Annotated in this window: 24 protein-coding genes; 8 read left to right on the top strand and 16 right to left on the bottom strand. The window is 70.8% G+C overall.

Going from position 1 to position 21,793, the window contains the following annotated elements:
- Positions 1–73: 73 nt before the first annotated feature.
- Both AC1DYG_RS06390 and AC1DYG_RS06395 read right to left on the bottom strand, forming a co-directional pair.
- On the bottom strand, positions 74–655 hold the full coding sequence (locus AC1DYG_RS06390; RefSeq protein WP_477639050.1) for a YflT domain-containing protein: 582 nt from the start codon (positions 653–655) through the stop codon (positions 74–76).
- Between the two features lie 62 nt (positions 656–717).
- Entirely contained in the window at positions 718–1,929 is a 1,212-nt protein-coding gene (locus tag AC1DYG_RS06395) for an acyl-CoA dehydrogenase family protein (protein ID WP_477639051.1), read from the bottom strand.
- A 408-nt stretch (positions 1,930–2,337) separates the two neighbouring features.
- On the opposite strand from AC1DYG_RS06395, the gene AC1DYG_RS06400 reads away from it, so the two are divergent.
- Together AC1DYG_RS06400 and AC1DYG_RS06405 are read left to right on the top strand one after the other, a co-directional pair.
- Complete coding sequence (locus AC1DYG_RS06400) at positions 2,338–3,174, top strand: serine protein kinase RIO (protein ID WP_477639052.1); 837 nt, start codon at positions 2,338–2,340, stop codon at positions 3,172–3,174.
- A gap of 52 nt (positions 3,175–3,226) precedes the next feature.
- The gene (locus tag AC1DYG_RS06405) at positions 3,227–4,015 is read left to right on the top strand and encodes an alpha/beta fold hydrolase (RefSeq protein ID WP_477639053.1); all 789 of its coding nucleotides are present in this window, start codon (positions 3,227–3,229) and stop codon (positions 4,013–4,015) included.
- On the opposite strand, the gene AC1DYG_RS06410 is transcribed toward AC1DYG_RS06405, so the two are convergent.
- From AC1DYG_RS06410 to AC1DYG_RS06420, 3 genes are all read right to left on the bottom strand, one after another.
- Positions 4,009–4,893 (bottom strand): L,D-transpeptidase family protein, encoded by an 885-nt coding sequence (locus AC1DYG_RS06410; RefSeq protein WP_477639054.1) that lies wholly within the window; start codon positions 4,891–4,893, stop codon positions 4,009–4,011. The two genes, AC1DYG_RS06405 and AC1DYG_RS06410, sit on opposite strands and share 7 nt — an antisense overlap.
- Positions 4,894–5,231: 338 nt before the next feature.
- Positions 5,232–6,143 carry an HpcH/HpaI aldolase/citrate lyase family protein gene (locus AC1DYG_RS06415; protein WP_477639055.1) on the bottom strand — a complete coding sequence of 304 codons (912 nt, stop codon included), beginning with the start codon at positions 6,141–6,143 and terminating at the stop codon, positions 5,232–5,234.
- Positions 6,136–7,242 (bottom strand): HpcH/HpaI aldolase/citrate lyase family protein, encoded by a 1,107-nt coding sequence (locus tag AC1DYG_RS06420; protein ID WP_477639056.1) that lies wholly within the window; start codon positions 7,240–7,242, stop codon positions 6,136–6,138. The genes AC1DYG_RS06415 and AC1DYG_RS06420 overlap by 8 nt, the downstream gene beginning before the upstream one ends.
- Before the next feature lie 51 nt (positions 7,243–7,293).
- Between AC1DYG_RS06420 and AC1DYG_RS06425 the strand changes: the two genes are divergently transcribed.
- From AC1DYG_RS06425 to AC1DYG_RS06440, 4 genes are read left to right on the top strand one after another with little or no spacing between them, the layout of a single operon-like run.
- Positions 7,294–7,908, top strand: a complete 615-nt coding sequence (locus AC1DYG_RS06425; protein WP_477639057.1) for a hypothetical protein — start codon at positions 7,294–7,296, stop codon at positions 7,906–7,908.
- Positions 7,909–7,930: 22 nt separating this feature from the next.
- The gene (locus AC1DYG_RS06430) at positions 7,931–9,205 is read left to right on the top strand and encodes a magnesium transporter MgtE N-terminal domain-containing protein (protein ID WP_477615638.1); all 1,275 of its coding nucleotides are present in this window, start codon (positions 7,931–7,933) and stop codon (positions 9,203–9,205) included.
- Positions 9,198–9,767: a DUF1003 domain-containing protein gene (locus tag AC1DYG_RS06435; protein ID WP_477639058.1), complete on the top strand. Its 570-nt coding sequence runs from the start codon at positions 9,198–9,200 to the stop codon at positions 9,765–9,767. Before AC1DYG_RS06430 ends, AC1DYG_RS06435 begins: the two co-directional genes overlap by 8 nt.
- Positions 9,768–9,776: 9 nt before the next feature.
- Positions 9,777–10,934: an Mrp/NBP35 family ATP-binding protein gene (locus AC1DYG_RS06440; protein WP_477639059.1), complete on the top strand. Its 1,158-nt coding sequence runs from the start codon at positions 9,777–9,779 to the stop codon at positions 10,932–10,934.
- Positions 10,935–11,030: 96 nt separating this feature from the next.
- On the opposite strand, the gene AC1DYG_RS06445 is transcribed toward AC1DYG_RS06440, so the two are convergent.
- The 4 genes from AC1DYG_RS06445 to sigE are packed head-to-tail and all read right to left on the bottom strand — an operon-like array spanning position 11,031 to position 14,261.
- A complete protein-coding gene (locus AC1DYG_RS06445) occupies positions 11,031–11,381 on the bottom strand; it encodes a twin-arginine translocase TatA/TatE family subunit (protein WP_477639060.1) in 351 nt (116 codons plus the stop codon).
- 14 nt (positions 11,382–11,395) lie between these two features.
- The gene (locus tag AC1DYG_RS06450; RefSeq protein WP_477639061.1) at positions 11,396–12,988 is read right to left on the bottom strand and encodes a S1C family serine protease; all 1,593 of its coding nucleotides are present in this window, start codon (positions 12,986–12,988) and stop codon (positions 11,396–11,398) included.
- Positions 12,985–13,617, bottom strand: coding sequence for an anti-sigma factor (locus AC1DYG_RS06455; protein ID WP_477639062.1), 633 nt, complete (start codon positions 13,615–13,617; stop codon positions 12,985–12,987). The genes AC1DYG_RS06450 and AC1DYG_RS06455 overlap by 4 nt, the downstream gene beginning before the upstream one ends.
- On the bottom strand, positions 13,614–14,261 hold the full coding sequence (gene sigE / locus AC1DYG_RS06460; RefSeq protein ID WP_477639476.1) for an RNA polymerase sigma factor SigE: 648 nt from the start codon (positions 14,259–14,261) through the stop codon (positions 13,614–13,616). Before sigE ends, AC1DYG_RS06455 begins: the two co-directional genes overlap by 4 nt.
- Positions 14,262–14,426: 165 nt before the next feature.
- Between sigE and AC1DYG_RS06465 the strand changes: the two genes are divergently transcribed.
- Positions 14,427–15,059, top strand: coding sequence for an O-methyltransferase (locus tag AC1DYG_RS06465; protein ID WP_477639063.1), 633 nt, complete (start codon positions 14,427–14,429; stop codon positions 15,057–15,059).
- 1 nt (position 15,060) lies between these two features.
- Here AC1DYG_RS06465 and AC1DYG_RS06470 read toward each other — a convergent pair whose 3' ends face one another.
- The 3 genes from AC1DYG_RS06470 to AC1DYG_RS06480 form a co-directional block, all read right to left on the bottom strand.
- The gene (locus AC1DYG_RS06470) at positions 15,061–15,417 is read right to left on the bottom strand and encodes a hypothetical protein (protein ID WP_477619318.1); all 357 of its coding nucleotides are present in this window, start codon (positions 15,415–15,417) and stop codon (positions 15,061–15,063) included.
- Positions 15,414–16,937, bottom strand: coding sequence for a leucyl aminopeptidase family protein (locus AC1DYG_RS06475; protein ID WP_477639064.1), 1,524 nt, complete (start codon positions 16,935–16,937; stop codon positions 15,414–15,416). The genes AC1DYG_RS06470 and AC1DYG_RS06475 overlap by 4 nt, the downstream gene beginning before the upstream one ends.
- Before the next feature lie 104 nt (positions 16,938–17,041).
- Entirely contained in the window at positions 17,042–17,215 is a 174-nt protein-coding gene (locus AC1DYG_RS06480; protein ID WP_082592686.1) for a DUF3117 domain-containing protein, read from the bottom strand.
- A gap of 155 nt (positions 17,216–17,370) precedes the next feature.
- On the opposite strand from AC1DYG_RS06480, the gene AC1DYG_RS06485 reads away from it, so the two are divergent.
- Entirely contained in the window at positions 17,371–18,249 is an 879-nt protein-coding gene (locus AC1DYG_RS06485) for an enoyl-CoA hydratase/isomerase family protein (RefSeq protein ID WP_477639065.1), read from the top strand.
- Between the two features lie 16 nt (positions 18,250–18,265).
- Here AC1DYG_RS06485 and AC1DYG_RS06490 read toward each other — a convergent pair whose 3' ends face one another.
- The 4 genes from AC1DYG_RS06490 to AC1DYG_RS06505 are packed head-to-tail and all read right to left on the bottom strand — an operon-like array spanning position 18,266 to position 21,790.
- The gene (locus AC1DYG_RS06490; RefSeq protein ID WP_477639066.1) at positions 18,266–19,540 is read right to left on the bottom strand and encodes a hypothetical protein; all 1,275 of its coding nucleotides are present in this window, start codon (positions 19,538–19,540) and stop codon (positions 18,266–18,268) included.
- Positions 19,537–20,727, bottom strand: coding sequence for a hypothetical protein (locus tag AC1DYG_RS06495; protein ID WP_477639067.1), 1,191 nt, complete (start codon positions 20,725–20,727; stop codon positions 19,537–19,539). The genes AC1DYG_RS06490 and AC1DYG_RS06495 overlap by 4 nt, the downstream gene beginning before the upstream one ends.
- Positions 20,727–21,338: a DNA-3-methyladenine glycosylase I gene (locus AC1DYG_RS06500; RefSeq protein ID WP_477639068.1), complete on the bottom strand. Its 612-nt coding sequence runs from the start codon at positions 21,336–21,338 to the stop codon at positions 20,727–20,729. The genes AC1DYG_RS06495 and AC1DYG_RS06500 overlap by 1 nt, the downstream gene beginning before the upstream one ends.
- Positions 21,335–21,790, bottom strand: a complete 456-nt coding sequence (locus AC1DYG_RS06505; RefSeq protein WP_477639069.1) for an SRPBCC family protein — start codon at positions 21,788–21,790, stop codon at positions 21,335–21,337. Before AC1DYG_RS06505 ends, AC1DYG_RS06500 begins: the two co-directional genes overlap by 4 nt.
- Positions 21,791–21,793: the final 3 nt, after the last annotated feature.

A 21,793-nucleotide genomic window follows, 5' to 3' on the forward strand; every position in this document is an offset into this window, starting at 1 on the left:
CCGATGACGTATACCGGGTCCGCCGATCGTGAGCGGGTCCCGCCCCGCGAGCCGGCCGACCGTGGGCGGCCCGTCAGACGGACGGAGACGGCGGCTGCTGGCCCGCTGCCCGCTGGCGCTCGGCCTCACGCGCCGCGTCGACCTGGGCCTGCGCCGCTGCCATGGGGTCCATCTCCGTCAGCAGGTCACGGGCCTGGGCGGCGAACTTGTGCTCCACGAGCACCTCGTACTGGGTGGCGACGACCTGCATGACGGAGGTGAAGTCGCGGTTCCCACCGGTCAGGGCGTAGCCGATGAGGGCCCACACGAGCCCGAACACCGCACCGAAGGCCACCGTGAGCAGCACGCCCACCAGACCTGCGCCACCACTAGTGTCGAGCAGCGAGAAGATCAGCCCGACGAACAGACCCAGCCAGGCACCGGACACCAGGCCGCCGATGGCCACCCGCTGCCGGGTCAGCCGGCCCGTCACCCGCTCGAGCTGCTTGAGGTCGGTGCCGACGATGAGGACGTTCTGCACCGGGAACTCGTGGTCCGACAGGTAGTCCACGGCCTTCTGCGCCTTGGCGTACGTGTCGTACCGGCCCAGGGACATCGGGTACTCCAGCGCCAGGACCGCGCGGGACCTCGCCATGGCGTTCGGCTGCGTGCTCATGGTCCCAGTGTGTCAAAGCCGGCTGGGAGCGCGCTGATCGGCACTACTTCTTCAGGGCGCCATCACTTCTTCAACGCGTAATCCTCGAGGAGGCGGCGGCCGATGATCATCTTCTGGATCTCGGCGGTGCCCTCGCCGATCAGCAGCATGGGGGCCTCGCGGTAGAGCCGCTCGATCTCGTACTCCTTGGAGTAGCCGTAGCCGCCGTGGATCCGGAAGGACTGCTCGACCACGTTGGCGCAGTTCTCGGCGGCGAGGTACTTGGCCATGCCGGCCTCGAGGTCGTTGCGCGCTCCGGCGTCCTTGAGCCGCGCGGCCTTCACCATCATCTGGTGGCTGGCCTCGACCTTGGTGGCCATGTCGGCGAGCCGGAAGAGGATGCCTTGGTGCTCGGCGATCTTCTTGCCGAACGTCTCGCGCTGCTGAGCGTAGGAGATGCCGAGCTCAAAGGCCCGCATCGAGACGCCACAGGCCCGGGCCGCGACGTTGACGCGACCCACCTCGACGCCATCCATCATCTGGTAGAAGCCCTTGCCCGGCTCGCCACCGAGGATCTGCGCGCTCGTGGTCTGGTGGCCGTCGAGCACCATCTCGGTCGTGTCGACGCCCTTGTAGCCCATCTTGTCGATCTTGCCGGGGATGGTGACGCCCTGGGCGGTCTCTCCGAAGCCGGCGGTCTTGTCGATGAGGAAGGTCGTCATGTTCTTGTAGACCGAGTCGGCACCGAGGTCCGTCTTCACAAGCACCGCAACGAGATTCGCGCTGCCACCGTTGGTGAGCCACATCTTCTGGCCGGTGATCGACCACTGGTCGACACCGTCAACGGTGTCGCCTTTCACGGCCTTCGTCTTGATCGCCGACACGTCCGAGCCCAGCCCGGGCTCGCTCATCGAGAAGGCGCCGCGGATCTCGCCCGTCGCCATCTTGGGCAGGTAGCGCTGCTTCTGCTCGTCGGTGCCGTGCTGCAGCAGCATGTAGGCCACGATGAAGTGGGTGTTGACGATGCCGCTGACCGACATCCAGCCGCGGGCGATCTCCTCGACGACGAGCGCGTAGGTCAGCAGCGACTCCCCCAACCCGCCGTACTCCTCGGGGATCATCAGCCCGAAGATCCCCATCTCCTTCATGCCCTCCACGATCTCGGTGGGGTACTCGTCCTTGTGCTCGAGCTCCTGCGCCACCGGGATGATCTGCTCGTTGACGAACTCGCGCACGAGCTTGACCAGCTCGGTCTGCTCCTCGGTCAGGCCATCGGTCTGCTGGAGTCGGGACATCGTGGTTCGCCACCTTGCGATTTCGTGACCGGGTCGTCGCGGTCAGGGGAAATGGACCTCCCGCGAGTATGCCGAGTGGCCCAGTCCCAGCACAGGTTCCGGCCGTGTGAGCCTCCCCACCCGTAACTCACCTTTATCGGGTTTAGGGACTTTGTTGTGCTTCACCCGAGAACGCTTGTCGGGTGAAGCACAACCTTCCCCCTAAACCCGATAAACGTGGGCCGAGGGGAAAATCGGTGGCGCGGTGCGTGGGAGGTCTGTCAGGCTTCCTCCGTATGCCGCGCAGCATCCCGCCGCGCGCACGACTCCCTCAGCGGGACGACTGCATCAACCGAAGGAGGCACGAGATGTCCACGACTGTCCGGGGCACGTCCGCTGCCCTTCCCCTTCGTTCGATGGAGTCCACCCATGCAGTTCCAGGAGCACCTCTCCTTCTCGTTTGACAGCCTTCCCGACGCACCCCCCGAGGGTGAGCGTTGGTCCAGCTGGGACGGTGCCACGCACGGTCCGAAACCCCGACCCGACTGGGTCATCACCGCACTCGGCGCCGTCGAGTCCGACCTCGGCGTCCTCAAGACGGGCAAGGAAGCCGACGTGCACATCGTCCGGCGCTGGATGCCGGACGGCACGACCACGCCTGCCGTCGACTCGTTCCTCGCCGCCAAGCGCTACCGCACCGGTGAGCACCGGCTGTTCCACCGGGACGCCGGCTACCACGAGGGCCGGCGGGTCCGTCGCAGCCGCGAGATGCGGGCGATGGCGCGGCGCACCGAGTTCGGCAAGGAGCTGCTCTCGGGACAGTGGGCGATCGCGGAGTTCGAGGCCTTGAGCACGCTGTGGGGCATGGGTCTGCCCGTGCCCTACCCAGTGCAGCTGAGCGACCGCGAGATGCTGATGGAGTTCATCGGCGCTGACGGCGAAGCGGCCCCACGCCTCTCCCAGACCCGTCCCGAGCCAGGGCTCCTCGCCGACCTGTTCGAGCAGCTCCGGTCCTCGATGGTCCTCCTGGCGCAGCGCGGCTGGGCCCACGGTGACCTGTCGCCCTACAACGTGCTGCTCCACGACGAGCATCTCGTCATCATCGACTGGCCGCAGATCGTTGACATCATTGGCAATCCGCGCGGTTTCGAGTTCCTCGAGCGCGACGTCGCGAACATGTGTCGCTGGTTCGTCGGCAAGGGTCTGGAGGTCGACGAGGGCGAGCTGCTCGGCGACCTCGTCGCGGAGGCGACGTCGCGCTGGTAGCCGGCCACGCGGCATACCGAGCTCTTGGCAGGCCTCGCCCTAGGGTGAAGTCATGGCCACGATCACCCGCCGCACCCTCCTCGCAGGGGTGGCCGGCGCCGCTGCCCTGGGTGTCGCGGGGTGTGGGCCGTCCGCCGTCGAGGTCCGCTCCGGGTCGTTGCAGAGCAAGCACTGGCCCGGCCGCGACATCACGTGGCGGATCGCCCAGCAGACCGAGGGCGACGCCGACCTCAGAGGTGTCGTCGTCGTGCTGCACGGCAAGGGCGGCGACGCCAGCCACGCGTTCCGGATCATGAACCTCCAGGACCACGTCACCTCGGCACGGCTGACGCTCGCCTCCGTCGACGGCGGCGACTACTACTGGCACGCGCGCCGGGCGGGCGTCGACACCGGCGCCATGGTGATCGAGGACTTCCTGCCCCTCGTCCAGCGCGAGACGGGGTATGCCGGGAAGGTCGCCTTCCTCGGCTGGTCGATGGGTGGTTACGGGTCGCTGCTGCTGGCCAGTCAGCTCGGCCCGCAGCGGGTCGCCGCCGTCGTCGCCGAGAGCGCTGCGCTCTGGACCGCCCCGGGGCTGAGTGCCCCGGGTGCGTTCGACGACGCCGAGGACTTCGAGGCCCACGACGTCTTCGATGTTCGCCACAGGCAGGTCCTGCGGCAGATCCCGGTGCGGCTCGACTGCGGCCGCTCCGACCCGTTCGTGCCGGGCAACAGGGCCTTCGCGAAGGCCCTCCCCTCGGCGAGGCTCACCCTCGACTCAGGCGGACACACCGCTGACTACTGGAAGAGCCACGGCGCGGCCCAGCTGAGCTGGGTCCGTCCGCAGTTCGACAGTCAGTAGACCGTGACGGAGCTGCCGAGCGGCATGAGGTTGTTGGCCCAGATCATGTCCATCGCGGGGTTGCTGACCCGGGCACAACCGTGGGAGGCCGGGTAGCCGGGCACGTTGCCCGCCCCGTGGACGGCGATGCCGCCGTTGAAGTACCGCGGACGCCACAGGTCGCCGAGCGGACCCTTGTCGAGGTGGTTGACCACCCGGTACGTGCTGTAGCTGCCGGCCGGCGTGGTCGCGACCCGGGTCGTACCCTGGCTGGTGTACGGCTGACCGCTGCCGGTGCTGGTGTTGAGGATCAAGGTGACCCTGCCGCCACGGACGACCAGCAGCAGCTGGCGGGCCTTGTCGATCTCGATGCCGGTGCCACCGGTGCGGGACTGCGGGCGGACGCCGTTCTGCAGGGCGCGCCGCGTGGAGGGACCGAAGACTCCGTCACGGCCGAGTCCGGCCGCCTTCTGCAGGGCCATCACCGCCTGAGACGTCAGGCCGCCGTAGGACCCGTCGGCCGACCCGTTCCAGTAGCCGAGGGCCGAGAGCTGCTGCTGGACCTGCTTGACGTAGGGGCCCGAGTCGCCCGCGTGGAGGGTGTCGCCCGCCGTGGGGATCGGCTTGGGGGTCGGCTTGGGCGTCGGCTTGGGCACGGGCTTCGTGGTCGACGGCGCAGGGGTCGTCGACGTGGGTGCCGGGCTCGTCGTCGTGTCGCTGGGCGCCGGATCCACAGGTGCGGAGGAGGGGTCCGGCACCGGCGTCGTGCCCTGGGCTGCCGACGGGGTCGCCGCGGTGTTCTGCCCGAAGGTGATGCCGCCGCAGCCGCTCAGTACGAGCACACCGGCCAGCACGGATGCGGCCACAGCGGTGCGGGCTCCCGCGTCCTTGCGCTCCATCGACTCCCCTTCCAGGCCAGCGGACAACGGTCCGCTGGCAACGTCCTGTCAGTCATGGTGACGCACGCGAAGGCGATCTGGTTGTCCCCCGCGCCGAATCGTGACCCTCAAACCTGTCTTCACCGATTCGATGTGAACGCGCCGGGGTCTCCCGGCGCGTTCACATCGAACCAGCCGACATTGCGACATTGGCGCGGTCGCCCTCCCCCGAGAGCGACCGCACTCACCTAGACGCCCCGGACAGCGCAAAGGTTGCCTCGCCCGGCCACCTTTGTCTGGCCACCTTTGTCCGGCCACCTTTGTCTGGCCACCTTTGTCTGGCCGGGCGGTCTGGCGTCTCAGGCCTGGTCGGCCAGCGCCGCGATGGCCTCGTCGATGGCCAGCACCCGCTGGGCCGTCTCGACGTGCAGGCTCTCGATGAGCCTGCCGTTCAGGGTGGCGACCCCACGTCCCTCGGCCTGCGCCGACTCGAACGCCGCGATCACCGCGCGCGCGTCCTCGACGGCTGCCGCACTCGGCGCGAACGTCTCGTTGCAGGGCGCCACCTGGCCGGGGTGGATCAGCGTCTTGCCGTCGAACCCCATCTCGCGCCCCTGCCCTGCCTCCGCGAGGAAGCCATCGGCGTCCGACACGTCGTTGTAGACCCCATCGAGGACAGCGACACCGGCAGCCCGCGCGGCCAGCAGGACCAGCTGCAGGCTCGCCGAGATGGCCGCGCGCCCGGGGGCGAAGGACGCGCCCAGCTCCTTGTAGAGGTCGTTCGTGCCCAGGACCAGGCAGGCGAGGCGGTCGGACGCCCGGGCGATCTCCTCAGCGTGCAGCACCGCCGCGGGAGTCTCGACCATGGCCCACAACCGGGTGCGCTCGGGAGCTCCGGCCGCTTCCATGGCGGCAACCAGGGCGCGCACCTCATCAGCCGAGCCGACCTTGGGGACGACGATCCCGTCCGGACCCGCCGCACACGCGGCGCTCAGGTCGGCGTCGTGCCAGCGCGTGCCGAGGCCGTTGACCCGGATCGTCAGCTCGCGGCGGCCGTACTCGCCCGAGCGCACCGCGGCGCACGCGTTCTCGCGCGCCTGCTCCTTGGCGTCCGGCGCCACCGCGTCCTCGAGGTCAAGGATCAGCGCGTCGACGGGGAGGGTCTTGGCCTTTTCCAGGGCCCGCTCGTTGGACGACGGCATGTACAGGACCGAACGACGCGGTCGGTATGCCGGGGCGCCGGCTTCGCGCGCCGCGGCCACGTCAGGCACCGGCGCCTTCGCCGGCCACCGCGTCAACAGCTGGCGACTTCGCGGCATACAGGGCAGCCAGCTGCGGGTCGGTGGCCGCGAGGCGCTCGGCGAGCTCGAGCATCACCTGGCACTGCTTGAGCGACGCGTCGTCCTCCATCTTGCCGTCGAGCATCACGGCGCCCGTGCCGTCGCCCATCGCCTCGACGACCCGGCGCGCGTGCGCCACGTCCTGCGCCGAGGGGCTGAAGACCCGCTTGGCGATCTCGATCTGCACGGGGTGCAGCGACCACGTGCCCAGGCAGCCGAGCAGGAACGCGTTGCGGAACTGGTCCTCGCAGGCCACGACGTCCTGGATGTCCCCGAAGGGGCCGTAGTAGGGAAAGATCCCGTGCATCGCGCAGGCATCGACCATGCGGGCGATCGTGTAGTGCCACAGGTCCTGCTGGTAGGTGGCGCGAGGCTGGTTCACCGCGTCGTCCACGCCCACCGGGGGGTCCTGGCGGACGAGGTAGCCGGGGTGCCCGCCACCGACGCGGGTGGTCTTCATGCGGCGGTCGGCGGCGAGGTCGGCCGGCCCGAGGGACAGCCCCTGCATGCGGGGGCTCGCGCCGGCGATGGCTTCGACGTTGGCCACGCCGCGCGCCGTCTCGAGGATGGCGTGCACGAGGATCGGGCGCTGGAGCCCGGCGCGTGCCTCGAGCTGGGCGAGCAGGCGGTCGACGTAGTGGATGTCCTCCGGGCCCTGCACCTTGGGGACCATGATCACGTCGAGCTTGTCGCCGATCTCGGTCACCAGCGTGGTGAGGTCGTCGAGCACCCAGGGGCTGTCGAGGGCGTTGACGCGGGTCCACAGCTGGGTGGCGTCGCCGAAGTCGGTGGCCTTGGCGATGGCCACCAGCCCGGCGCGGGCCGCCTCCTTCTTGTCGGCCTTGACGGCGTCCTCGAGGTTGCCCAGCAGCACGTCGACGGTGCCGACCATGGCCGGGACCTTGGCGGCCATCTTCTCGTTGCTGGGGTCGAAGAAGTGGATCACGCGGGACGGTCGGGAGGGCACCTGGGTGAGGGGAGCCGGAGCACCCACCGCCAGCGGGGCGAAGAAGTCCTTGGGGCTGCGCACGCGGCGACGCTAGCAGCGACAGTCACGTGGCGGTTATGACACAGTTCACGTGTGACCGAGTCCGCGCGAGAGCCTGCTGCGACTGCGCCCCCGGCTCGAGCCGACGCTCCCGCTGACGCTCCCACCGCTCCCACCGCTCCCACAGGCGCCCCGCTGAACGTCACCGCCCTGTTCGCGGAGGCCGCGACCAAGTCCGGGCTCATGTGGGTGCAACCGCCGGACGACCGCGCGTGGCCCTTCTGGCACGCCTGGGCGGACGAGACGGTGTATGCCGTGTCGGGCCCGGGCGAGCAGACGTTGCCGTGGCTGCCACCTGAGGTGCGGCTGATCCTGCGCAGCAAGGACACCGGCGGCCGGCTGCTGACCGTGCAGGCGACCGTGCACGAGATCGGGCCCGCCGACGAACGGTGGGCTTCGGCCACCGAAGCCCTCAAGGCCAGTCGCCTGAACGCGACCGAGGACGTCGTCGAGCGGTGGGCCCGCGAGTGCACGGTGCGCGCCCTGCAGCCCTTCGGCGCCCCCCTCGAGGCGCCCGGTTCGTACCCCACGACGTCGGGTGCTGCGCCCGTGCCCCCGAGCGAGGCCACGACGGCGACCTGGCGTCCCTGGCACTGGCGCGGACGGCCGCGCCGACGGCGCGGCAACCGCCTCCCCGACGACGGCTGACCGGACGGATAACCTTGGCCGCGTGAGCACTCCGTCGCGCGTCTTCGTCGGCCGCCTGACCAGCCTGAGCGTGTTCGATCCGCTCGGTGACCAGGTCGGGCGCGTTCGCGACGTCGTCGTGACGTTCGGGGCCTCGCGCCGCCGTCCCCGCATCATCGGGCTGGTGGTCGAGGTGCCCGGCCGGCGCCGCGTCTTCGTGCCGATGACCCGGGTGACCTCCGTCGACGGTGGTCAGGTCATCACCACCGGGCTGGTCAACATGCGGCGCTTCGAGCAGCGCACCAACGAGGTCCTGGTGATGGCCGAGATCCTCGAGCGGCCCGTCACGGTCAACGACCCCGAGGGCGCCTACGAGGCCACCGTCGAGGACGTCGCGATCGAGCAGGAGCGCAGCCGCGACTGGGCCATGTCGAAGGTCTACGTGCGCCAAGGTGCCGCGCGCGGCTCGCTCGGCGCGTTCCGGCGGCGCCGCGGCGCCACGGTGCTCGTCCCCGTCGAGGACGTCACCGGCATACACCAGTCCACGGCCGGGCAGTCTGCCGCGATGCTGCTCGAGACCTATGACGACCTGAAGTCCGCCGACCTCGCCGACGTCATCCACGACCTGTCGCCCAAGCGTCGCGCCGAGGTGGCCGAGGCGATGGCCGACGACAAGCTCGCGGACGTCCTCGAGGAGCTGCCGGAGGACGACCAGGTCGAGATCCTCGAGACCCTGCCCGTGGGACGCGCCGCCGACGTCCTCGAGGCGATGGAGCCCGACGACGCCACCGACCTGCTCCACAACCTCACGGCCGAGAAGCAGGAGGAGCTGCTCCAGCTCATGGAGCCCGACGAGGCCGCCGACCTGCGCCGGCTGCTGACCTACGACGAGGAGTCCGCCGGCGGCATGATGACGACCGAGCCGGTCATCCTCGGTCCCGAGGCCTCGATCGCCGAGGCGCTGGCCGTCGTGCGTCGGGTCGAGCTGTCCCCCGCGCTGGCCTCGACCGTCTACGTCTGCCGGACGCCGCACGAGACGCCCACCGGCAAGTACCTCGGCATGGTGCACATCCAGCGGCTGCTGCGCGAACCCCCGCACGGCGCAGTGGGCAGCATCCTCGACAAGGAGATCGAACCGCTGCGTGCCGATGCTCCCCTCGGCAAGGTCACCCGCATGCTGGCGACCTACAACCTGGTCGGCGTCCCGGTCGTCGACAGCGACGGCCGGCTCATCGGCGCGGTGACGGTCGACGACGTGCTCGACCACATCCTCCCCGACGACTGGCGCGAGGAACGCCACGAGGTGACCCATGGCTGAGCGCGACCGGAGGATGGCCTCCAGCCGGCTGGACCAGCCCCGCGAGTCCCGCCGCGCGCTGTTGCCGCGGCCCCCCATGAACCAGGAGACGTTCGGGCGGTGGAGCGAGCAGTTCGCGCGCTTCATGGGCACCGCCCAGTTCCTGCTCGCGATGACGGTGTTCGTCGTCTTCTGGCTCACCTGGAACCTCGTCTCGCCCAAGGACTGGCGCTTCGACAACTACCCGTTCATCTTCCTCACCCTCATGCTCAGCCTCCAGGCGTCGTATGCCGCGCCGCTGATCCTGCTCGCGCAGAACCGCCAGGCCGACCGCGACCGCGTGGCCCTGGAGCAGGACCGGGCCCGCGACGAGCGCAACCTCGCCGACACCGAGTACCTCACCCGTGAGGTGGCGTCGCTGCGACACGCCATGGGCGACGCCGCCACCCGCGACTTCCTCCGGTCCGAGCTGCGGGGCCTGCTCGACGAGCTCGAGGACCGCGGGCTCGAGGTCCGCCGACGTGAGGCAGATGACAGCGTGAGCGGCCCCACCGGTTCTTCGAAGGACCAGGGCGCGACCTAGCATGGGGGCATGTCCCCCAGCCCGACCGACGCTCCCCCCACGGTGACCGACGACGCCCTGCACCAGGCGCTCACGACCGTCATCGACCCGGAGATCCGCAAGCCGGTCACCGAGCTCGGCATGGTCGAGAGCGTGACGGTCAACGACGCCGGCCGCGTGGCCGTGACGATCCTGCTCACCGTCTCGGGCTGCCCCATGAAGGACACCCTCACCAAGGACACCACTGCGGCCCTGGCCAAGGTGCCCGGCGTGACCGCTGTCGACGTCACCCTCGGGGTGATGAGCGACGAGCAGCGCGTTGCGCTGCGCACCCAGCTGCGCGGGGGCAACGCCGAGCGCGAGATCCCGTTCGCCAAGCCCGGTTCGCTGACCCGCGTGTATGCCGTGGCGTCCGGCAAGGGCGGCGTCGGCAAGTCCTCGATCACCGTGAACCTCGCCGCGTCCCTCGCCCAGAGCGGCCTGCGGGTCGGTGTCGTCGACGCCGACGTCTACGGCTTCTCGGTGCCCCGCATGCTCGGCGTGGAGCACCGACCGACCCAGGTCGACGACATGATCCTGCCGCCCATCGCCCACGAGGTGAAGGTCATCTCGATCGGCATGTTCGTGCCCGGCAACCAGCCCGTCGTGTGGCGCGGACCGATGCTGCACCGCGCCCTCCAGCAGTTCCTGGGCGACGTCTTCTGGGGCGACCTCGACGTGCTGCTGCTCGACCTGCCCCCGGGCACCGGCGACATCGCCATCTCGGTCGCCCAGCTCATCCCGAACGCCGAGATCCTCGTCGTGACCACCCCGCAGCAGGCCGCCGCCGAGGTCGCCGAACGCGCGGGATCCATTGCGCTGCAGACACATCAGCGCATCGTCGGCGTGATCGAGAACATGTCGTGGCTGGAGCTGCCCGACGGTTCGCGCCAGGAGATCTTCGGCTCCGGTGGCGGCAAGGTCGTCGCCGAGTCGCTCACCCGGGCCGTCGGCGCCGAGGTGCCGCTGCTGGGTCAGATCCCGCTCGACACCAACCTGCGTGAATGCGCTGACCAGGGAACCCCGGTCGTGCTCCGCAACCCCGAGTCCCCGGCCGCCGTCTCGCTGCGGGCCATCGCCCGGGGTCTGGGCACCCGGTCGCGCGGACTCGCCGGCCGCTCGCTCGGACTGTCCCCCGTCGGTCGCTAGCCCGTCGGCAACTCATGCAAAAGGCGAGTTAGCGCCGCCCTGTCGAGGCGCTAACTCGCCTTTTGCATGAGTGAGCGCCGCGCGGAGCGGGAGGACCTACGTGGCGTCGTCGTCGAACGGCGTCGGCTTGGCCGCGTCGTGGCCACCCGTACTGGTCGAGTAGGTGGGACTGGCCTCGTCGGGCTGGACCGGCATCGGGTCGAGCAGCGCCTCGCGGACGATCCGGCGTGGGTCGTACTGACGGGGGTCGTACTGCCGCCAGTCGATGTCGTCGAACTCCGGGCCCATCTGCTCGCGCAGCTGGCCCTTGGCGCCCTCGGCCATGCTGCGGGCCTGCCGGACGAACTGCGCCAGCTTCGAGGCGTACTCGGGCAGTCGTTCCGGGCCGAGGATCACCACGGCCAGAACGATCAGCGCGATGAACTCCCAGCCGTTGACGCCCGCCATGCCAGCCCCTGCCGCTACTTGCCCGAGCCGGACAACGTGAGTGTGACGCTGATCGTCTCACTCCCGCGGCGGACCTTCATCGAGACGTCGTCGCCGACGCTCTTGGCACGGATCGCCACGACGAGGTCGTCGGGGTCGGTCACCCGCCGCCCGTCGAACTCGATGATGACGTCCCCTGCCTTGATCCCCGCCTTGCCTGCCGGCCCCTTGGGGTCGACCGGTGGACCGCTGTCGTTGCTGGCCTTCGCCAGGATGCGCACGCCGTCACCGGTGAACTCGCGGTCGAGCACGACACCGATCACCGGGTGCTGGGCCGAGCCGGTCTTGATGAGCTGTTCGGCCGTCTTGAGGACCTGGTCGCTCGGGATGGAGAAGCCGACGCCGATGTTGCCCGACTGCGTGTCGGTGGTCCCGGGGATCCGCGCGATGGCCGAGTTCACGCCGATGACCTGGCCGGCCATGTTGAGCAGTGGTCCACCGCTGTTGCCGGGGTTGATCGCCGCGTCGGTCTGGATGGCGTTGATGAAGGACTGCTGGTTGCCGTCACCGCCGGGGCTGACGGGCCGGTTGAGGGCACTGACGATGCCGCTGGTGACGCTGGACTCGAGACCGAGCGGAGCGCCGACGGCGATGACCTGGTCCCCCACGACGACGTCCTTGGACGAGCCGATGACGAGCGGTACGAGGTCGGTGCGGTTGGTCTTGAGCACGGCCAGGTCGTAGGACCCGTCCCGACCGGCGATCGTCGCATCGATCTCGGTGCCGTCGGACAGCTCGACCTTGATGGTGCCCCCGGTCGCGGCGCTGGCGACCACGTGATTGTTGGTGATGATGTGGCCGTCCCGGTCGAGCACGAACCCCGAGCCGGTGCCGCCACCGTCGGCGCCGTCGACCTTGATGGTCACGACGCTGGGCAGGGCCTTTGCCGCGATGTTGGCGATGGAGCCTTCGGGCCGCGACGTCGCACCGGCGCCGGCCCGTGGGATCGAGGACGGTGTGCGGTCCAGCGAGCCGAAGTCGACCCGCCCGGTCGCCCCGAGCCAGCCGCCGAACAGGCCACCGAGCCCTGCCGCGACCAGGGCCGCGACCGCTGCCACGGCGACCAGGGCGCCCCACCCGGGGCCCTTCTGCTGGGGGGCCGTGGGCTCCACCGGATGGTGACCGACCCACGGTGCCGGCTGGCCGGCATACCCCGCGTCCGCCGTGGAAGCGGAGATCGGGTCCCAGCCCGCGCCCGCGGAGGAGGCCGCCGCGCTCGGCGCGCTGGAGGGGTGTGCCGGGGGGCCGGCGGGTGCCTGGTGTGCCGAGGCCTCGCCCGGCCAGCCGGTCGGCTCAGCGGCCCAGACCGGGTCGGCGGGGGCCGACTCGGTCGGCACACGGTCGGACGGCGCAGGGTCGGACGGCACAGGGTCGGACGGCACGGGTGCGGCGGGGCCGCTCAGCTCCTGGGTGTGCGACAGGTCGACCGGCTGGGTGTGGTCACCGGCGGCACGCCCCGGGGGCGCCCAGGGGTCCCAGACGGACTCGCCCAGCGGGTCCGGAGCAGACTGGTCGGGGTCAGCGGAGACTGGCTGGTCGGGGCCTGCCGGGTCTCGCTCGTCGCTCATGGAGACGATTGTGCCGAACGACCGCGACCGGTGCCCACGGTGGGTGCCACGGAGGTCGCGCCCGGGGTGCTGCCGAGCCCGGGGACGGTGAACGACGCCGTGGCGAAACCCGGAGTCGCAGGCCTGGCGCGCTGCACCGCCGGAGCGACCGTCGGGGTGGTCGGGGCGAGGCCACCGGTCACCACCAGGCTCAGGGCCGCGGCAGCCGTGGCCCCGGCCGCCAGACCTGCGTAGACGGTCGCCCGACCGGCCGAGCGGTGCTGGGCCGGGGCCCCCCGGTCGACGACCCGCACGGGCGCGACCGGGATGGGCGGGAGCAGCGGGCGAGGCGTGAGCGCCGAGCCATCAGGGGCCCGACCCGGGGTCTGGGCACCCAGGGCGAGCAACATGCCGCGCAGGTCACCAGGGACGGCGGAGCCGAGCGAGGACCGGAGGGCAATCAGCACGCGACGCTCCTCGTCGACAGCTCCCCGGCAGCACTGACAGGCGACCACGTGGCGATCCCACCGCAGCAGGGTCGCCTCGTCCATGGCACGGTCGGCATAGGCCGTCAGCTGGTCGCCGAGACACCGGCCCCGGCCTCCCGCGAGGGCCGCACCCGGCATACCAGCCCAGCTCGGGCGACTCATCGCGATCCGTGCACCGCCCGGCCGAGCACCGGCATGCGGCGCTTGGCGACCGGCGCGCGGTCGGCGTCCACCGCGGGGCGGGCGAGGGTGGGGTCGCGGTGGGCGAGGGCTTCGCGCAGCTGGGCCCGGCCGCGGTGGATGCGCGAGCGCACCGTGCCGAGCTTGACGCCGAGCGTGGCGGCGATCTCCTCGTAGGACAGTCCCTCGATGTCGCACAGCACGACCGCGGCCCGGAAGTCCGGGGAGAGGGCATCGAGAGCTCGCTGCACGTCGTCGTCGAAGTGGGTCGCCTCGAAGGTCGCCTCCGGCCCCGCCTCACGGGTGGGCAGGCGGGCAGCGGACTCGTCGGAGAGTGCGTCGAAGCGGATCCGCTGCTTGCGACGCATCTTGTCGAGGAAGACGTTGGTCGTAATGCGGTGCAGCCAGCCCTCGAAGGTGCCGGGCTGGTAGCTGTGCAGCGACCGGAAGACGCGGATGAACACGTCGTGGGTCAGGTCTTCGGCGTCGTGCGGGTTGCCGGTGAGGCGGTAGGCCAGCCGGTAGACGCGCGCGGAGTGCTGCTCGACGATCTCCTCCCACGTCGGGGGCACCCACGCGGATGCCTCCGGGACGTCCCCCTGGGCATCCTGTCGGGCCGAACCGATCGTGTCGGTCGCGGTCACGTCCCTCACCTCCGTCGGGCGCCTGGCGGCGCACACCCTGCATTCGGTCCAGACGACCGAACGGCTTGCATCGTTCCCCAACAACCTGAGCGTTTCCTGTATGCCGCGTGCCCGGTTCGTCGTGCTTGCGGCAGTAGGGTTTGGCGCATGAGCGCACAGAAGCCGGCCAGCTGGGCCTACGCCGAGGACTTCGTCACCGAGAACGAGGTCATCGAGTCTGCTCGGCGCCGCGGCGAGGAGCTGGGGGCTGTTCCGGTCGGCAACGGTGCCGGCGTGCTCTTGCGACTGCTGGCGGCCGCCGTGAAGGCGAAGTCGGTCGTGGAGGTCGGCACCGGCGCCGGCACGTCAGGACTGTGGTTGCTCCAGGGCATGCCCGAGGACGGGATCCTCACGACCATCGACGTCGAGGCCGAGCACCAGGGCGTGGCCAAGAAGGCCTACGCCGAGGCGGGGATCGCCCACCAGCGCACCCGCGTCATCACCGGCCGGGCTCTCGACGTGCTTCCTCGCATGACCGACGGCGCCTACGACATGGTCGTCATCGACGGCGACAAGGTGGAGTACCCGGAGTACGTCAGCCACGGGATCCGGCTGCTGCGGTCGGGGGGTGTGCTCGTGCTCGACAACATGCTGTGGCACGACAAGGTGGCCGACCCGGCTGCGCGCGACCAGCAGACCTCGGTGCTGCGCGACCTGGGCAAGACGCTGCGCGACGACGAGCGGCTGATCCCGGCCCTGCTGCCGGTCGGCGACGGCGTCCTGGCGGCCGTCAAGCGCTGAGTCAGGCGGTGCCGGGACCGGGGCCGCGACGGAACCGACCGGGGCCCTCGGCGATGGCCACGACCTCGAACGGCTCGATGAGGGTCGGGGAGGACCCGATGATGCCGCTGCCGGCGGACTCGGCCGCCGTCGCGGTGAACTCGCGCTGGAAGTCGTCGCGGTAGACCTTCTCGTCGAAGACGTAGGTGCCCTCGAACCACTTGCCCTCGACCATCCGCCAGGTCTTGAAGGCGAGCCCGTCGAGGAACATGAACTTCGCCATCGAGGTACCCACGACGTAGTCACGCAGCTCCTGGGCGACGCCGTCGGGTGCGGTCTCCAGGGACCACCGCACGCTCAGGCCGTATCCCGCGTTCATGACATCTCCTCCAGCCAGGTGAGCAGCAGGCGGGCACCGAAGCCCGTCCCGCCCTTGGTGAGGAGTCCGCGGTCGACGTCGGAGCGACCCACCCCGGCGATGTCGAGATGTGCCCAGCGTCGCGCACCCACGAACTCGCGCAGGAACAATGCTGCCGAGATCGAGCCACCGCCGCCTCCGATGCCCGCGATGTGGTTGATGTCGGCCACGTCGCTGTCCAGGCTCGGTCGGTAGTCCTCGACGAGCGGCATCGGCCAGAGCAGCTCCCCCGTCGCCTCGCCCGCCCCGACGAGCGCCCGGGTGACGGCGTCGTCCGTGCCGTAGACCGGCGCCATGGAACGGCCGAGGGCGACCCGGGCGGCGCCCGTGAGCGTCGCGATGTCGACCAGCACGGTGGGGCGCAGCCGCAGGTCGGCGTAGGCGAGGGCGTCCGCCAACACGAGCCGCCCCTCGGCGTCGGTGTTGCCGATCTCGACCGTACGTCCGCCGTACTGCGTGATGACGTCCGAGGGGCGGTAGGCCGCGCCGCCGACGCTGTTCTCGGCCAGCGCCAGCAGGCCGGTCACCTTCACCGGCACGGCCAGCTCGCGGCAGGCGGCGAGCACGGCGAGCACGACGCCCGCACCACTCATGTCCGTCTTCATGGCGAGCATTCCCTCGGCGGGCTTGATGTCGAGCCCACCGGTGTCGAAGGTGATTCCCTTGCCGACCAGGACGATTCGCGGCGTCCGGGAGGTGGCGCCCTCCGGCGCGTAGTCGAGCTGGACCAGTCGGGGAGGCGACGCGGAGGCGGCACCGACGGCCACCAGGCCGCCGAATCCCTCGGCACGCAGCTCACGCTCGGACCACACCTGCACGTCGAGCCCGGCCCGGCCCGCCAGCGTCCGGGCCTGGGCGGCGAGCCAGGCGGGGTTCTTGATGTTGGACGGAACCACCGCGAGGTTGCGGGCCAGCATCGTCGCTCGGGCGCGCACGACGGAGTGCCGGACCGAGGGCTCGTCATAGGACCCGACCAGCGCGATCTCCCCCGCCGGACCGGTCGCGGGCTTGGCGTCGTCGCCCACCCATCGCGGGCTGGAGTAGCCACCGAGCGCGAGCCCCTCGGCCAAGGCCGACTGCGCACCGCGGGCACCGCCGCTGCCGAGGGTGGTCACCAGGGAGGCGTGCCCCTTGGCAGCTCGCCCCAGGGCGGCCCCGGCAGTCCTCAGGTCCGACGCAGTGGCGTCGCCGACTCCCACGAGCAGGACCGTCCGGGCCGGTCGCTCCCCCGGAACGAGCGGGATCCGCGTGATCGATCCAGCCATGGCCTTGGGTTCGTGCGCAGCCACCACGTCACCGGCGTCGAGGCCGACCAGGGCCAGGGCCGCCGCGCCGGCCCCCGTCGACGCCAGTCCACCACTGGGAACCGGCAGCGCCAGCACCAGGTCGGTGGGGTCGAGGTCTGCGAGGACGTCGGCCAGGGGTTCGGCAAACAGGGTCCAGGCGCTGGAGGCGGGGTCGAGCAGTTCGGGTGCACGCACGGACCGACCCTACCCACCCGTGGTTCGGCCGCGGCATACCCCTGGACGCGCGAGGACCCCCGTCGGCCAGTGCCGAAGGGGGTCCTCGAAACGTGCGGTGAAGGCTACTTGAGGCCCTCGCAGTTGGTGATCGCGTCTCCGAGCGCGCGAACCTCGTCGGGGGTCATCTCGACCACGAGCCGGCCGCCACCCTCGAGCGGCATGCGCAGCACGATGCCCCGACCTTCCTTGGTCACCTCGAGCGGGCCGTCGCCGGTCCTCGGCTTCATTGCCGCCATGAGTGTCCCTTCCGTTTGGCGTGGTCTGCTGCTGGCCACGCGGATCCACGCCAGTGCTTGTGATCATCCCCGCGCGCGCCAGATTTGCTCCATTATCCCGTGAACCCGCTCACAGGCGAAATCCGGGTCGGACGACGGTCCGGCAGGATGGCGCCATGACCGACACAGCGGACACCACCCCCGCCACCAGCAACAAAGCCAGCGACAACACGAGCGACAGCACCAGCGGCGATGCGACCCTCCCGAGGCAGTCCCCCGTCCTCGTCGATCGGGACGGCGCGGTGGCCACGGTGCGGCTCAATCGCGCCGAGGCGATGAACTCGCTCGACATCGCCACCAAGGATGCGCTGGTCACAGCCCTGACAGACGTCGCCGAGGACCCGACGGTGCGGTGCGTGGTGCTGACCGGCAGCGGTCGCGCGTTCTGCGTGGGGCAGGACCTGCGGGAGCACATCACCTTCCTGCAGCGCGACGACCCGGCGCTGTGGGACACCGTGGCCAAGCACTACAACCCGATCGTCGAGCTCCTCGCGACCATGGACAAGCCGGTCATCGCAGCGGTCAACGGCGTGGCCGCGGGAGCAGGTGCCGGCTTCGCGCTCGCGGCGGACTTCCGGGTGCTCGTGGACACGGCCGGCTTCAACCTTGCCTTCGCCGGCATCGCGCTGTCCTGCGACTCCGGGACCTCCTGGTCGCTGCAGCGGATCGTGGGTCCGGCCAAGGCCAAGGAGCTCCTGCTGCTGCCCCGCACGGTCCCGGCTGACGAGTGCCTGGCCCTGGGCCTGGTCACCAAGGTCGTGCCGGTCGAGGAGTTCGAGGCGGAGGTGCGCGAGCTGGCGACGACGCTGGCCGCTGGACCCACGCTGGCCTACGGCTCCATCCGGCGGGCGGTCGCGTTCAGTGCAGGTCACGGACTCACCGAGTCCCTCGCCCAGGAGGGCGAGTACATGACGCTGACCGGCGGGACCGCCGACCACCGTGCCGCGGTCGCGGCGTTCCTCGCCAAGGAGAAGCCGGTCTTCACCGGCGAGTGACGAGTATGCCGTGGGCTCACGGAGGCGTGGAGGCCCAGGGCGTGTAGGTCAGCAGGGTGCAGGTGAACCAGAAGAGCCCGACGAGCAGGACCACGCCCACCACCCCGACCCGGCGGCGCCAGTGGGTCACGATCTTGGCGCCGGTCGACGTGCGCATCGCCACCGAGGCGACCACCGCGGCGATGGGGAAGTCCAGCAGCAGGAAGCGCCACATGCTCGTGATCGGTCGCACCACGGCCAGCAGGTAGAGCGGGTAGGCCAGCGCCCACACCCGCAGCTCGACCGCCAGCCAGCGACCGTGCCGGCCCACGATGAGCGCGATGTAGGTGGCCACGAGGGCAACCAGGATCGTCACGCCGACGACGCCGTGTCCCTCCCAGGCCCAGGAGAGCCAGAGCACGAAGGGACCGGACTCGGGCTTTTGCCCCCACGCCGCCTGCACGTCGAAGAACGCCATCGGCAGCCCACTGATGAAACCCACGACGACCGGCCAGGCGAGGGAGGAGATCCCGGTCGCCAGGAGCATCAGGGCCGCCGTGCTGCGCTGGCCGCGCAGTGGCGCCACACCGGCCACCCTGTCCTCGCGCCACCGCAGCACCAGGTGGGCGATCGCCGCGCAGGCGATCGCGGGAGCGGCTGCCCGGGTGAACCCGAGGGCGATCGTCAGCACCGCCACCCAGGCGTAGCGACGTTGCATGAGCAGCAGCAGCGACCCGGCGATCAGCACCCCGGCCAAAGCCTCGGTGTAGGGCATGACGAGGATGCCGGTCGCGGGATAGAGGCACCACAGGACGCCGGTCACCAGCGCGAGCCGTTCGCGGGCCGGCTGGGGGGACGCGTGCATGGCGTAGTTGAAGCACCGCCACACCAGCAGCGTGCAGCCGGCTCCGAGCACGAGGTTGAGCCCGACACCCGCCACCTCGAACGGCAGGCCGATGGCCATCAGTCCGCGCACCATCATGGGAAAGGCCGGATAGAACGCCCAGGCGCTGTAGGTGAGCAGCCCGCTGTCGGGATCGGCAGGCAACGGAACTGGATAGCCCTGCGTCGCGACCCGCCGGTACCAGATGCTGTCCCAGCCGCCGAGGATGTCGCCGACGGTCGGGTCGAGGTGACCCACACCGGCCGGCGTCTGGAACCACGTCGCCGCCACCCACATGGCGAGGAACGCGAGCACCCGCGTCACGGCATACACGAGCAGCAGGAACACCACCGGGCGGCGCAGCGCCCACCGTCCCACGGCGCTGCGGCCCTGGGACGTCACGATGGCCCGCAGGCCGGTCACGGTCACGGCGGGTAGTCCGACGGCGGGACGAAGACGAGCAGCTTCCAGATCCACAGGACCTGTCCCGCGATGCCGAGGGCGACGAGGACGGCGGTGCGGGTCCACAACCACCGCGCCGAACGCTCCACCCAGCCCCCACCGAGGATCACCGCGATGAGCGGGAACAGGGGGAGGGCATAGCGGAAGACGCTCGTGAAGGGGTCGAGGACGACCGCGAGGTATGCCGGGTAGACCAGCGACCAGACGCGCAGCTCAGGTCCCAGCCGGGTCGCCCAGGGACCGCAGGTGAGCACGACGATGGTGGTGACGAGGGCCGCAAGGGCGACCGGTCCGTAGACATTGCCACCGTCGAAGTCGCGAAAGGTCCACTGTGACATGCCGAGCCACGGCTTGAACGGGGTGATCTCGCCGCCGACCCGCCAGGCGGCCATCGTGTCGGTGTACGCGCTGCGCGAACCGGTGACCTGCCAGGCGATGAGCGGCCAGGCCACCGCGCCCACGCCGGAGGCGACCAGGGCGAAGGCTCCCGCGGCGTACTCGCCGCCGTCGATGGGGTCGGCCGCGCGGCGGCGCCACCGCAGCCAGAGCATCGCCGCGACGACGATCGCGACGGGAACGGCAATCGGTCTGGTCACCCCCAGCAGCAGCGCGAGGGCGCCGGCGGCGAGCCAGTTCCACCGCATCAGCGCCCACAGCAGGGCGCAGAGGACGAGCATCGCGATGGCCTCGGTGTAGGCGATCTGCAGGGCGACCGCTGCCGGGAAGGCGCCCCAGACGGCGACCGTCGCGAGCGCCACCCGCTCGCCGAGGCGCTCGGCGAGGAGCCGGCCCATGATGACGGCCGCCCCCAGGCCGCAGACCAGGGACAGGCACGACGCCACGACGGGGAAGCCGAGCCCCGTGGCGGACATGAGCATCCGCGACAGCAGGGGGAACAACGGGTAGAAGGCCCAGGCGTTCTGCGCGACGTGACCGCTCGCCGCGTCGACGGGCAGCGCGTGCGGATAGCCGTGCTCGGCGATGTAGCGGTACCAGCTGCCGTCCCACAGCACGGTCATGTCGATGGGTTCGACGGTCGGGCCGGTCCAGTCCAGCATGACGACCTGATCGTGGCTCGCCAGCACGAGCAGCACGGCCGACACGGCTCGCAGCGCGAGGTAGGCCAGCGCCACCCTCGCCGTGAGGGTGCGCATCACTGGTGGCCGCCCGCCTGAAGTCCGCCCGCGTCGCGACCGCCCGCCCGGTGGCAGCCGACGAGGTGGTCGTCCACCAGCCCGCACGCCTGCATCGCGGCATACATCGTGGTGGGGCCGACGAAGACGAAGCCGGCCTTCTTCAGGGCCTTGGCGAGCGCCACGGACTCGGGCGAGGTAGCGCGCAGCTGTTCGGTCGTGGTCGGCGGGGTGTGCTCGTCGGGGGCATGCGACCAGATGAACTCGTCGAGCCCGCCGCGCTCGCGCAGTGCCAGCACCGCGCCGGCGTTGTGGATGGCGGCGTCGACCTTGAGGCGGTTGCGGACGATGCCGGTGTCGGCCATCAGGCGGGCGCGGTCGTCCTCCCCGAAGGCCGCCACGACCTCGGGGTCGAAACCGGCGAAGGCCGACCGGAACCCCTCACGCTTGCGCAGGATGGTGATCCAGGCGAGCCCGGACTGAAACGCCTCGAGGGTCAGTCGTTCGTAGAGCGCCTGCTCGCCGTGGACCGGAACTCCCCACTCGGTGTCGTGGTAGGCGAGGTAGTCCGGCGTCGAGCCCGCCCACGCGCACCGGGCGAGTCCGTCCTCACCCACCGTGAGACCGCTCACCGGTGACGCTCTTGAGCCCGCGCGACCATGGCGTCCACCGCCCGGCCGTAGAGCCAGACACTCGTGCGGAGCAGGACGGGCGCGAAGACACGTTTGAACGGCAGCGGCCGCACGACGACGTCCTCACGCCAGTCCAGACGGGTGCCGCCGTCAGCCGGTTCAACGGCGATCTCGGCCCAGCCGCCCAGCAACCTGCCGGTCTTGACGACCCGGAAGCGGCCCCTTCCCCCGGCGTCCGGAGGTTCCCACGCCGTCACCAGCATCGAGTCGGAGAAGCCGAACCGGCCGACGCCGCTGAACCCCGCGAAACCCCAGCCCGGCCGCGGCCCGCCCGCGTCCACCCGCATGCGGGTGAGCGGCATCCAGTCGCCGTATGCCGCGAAGTCGCTCACGACGTCCCACACCGCCGTGGGCGGCGCGGCACAGTGCCGGGTGAGGTGGAAGTCGGCCATGGG

It is taken from the genome of Pedococcus sp. P1_H8 (assembly GCF_056405175.1).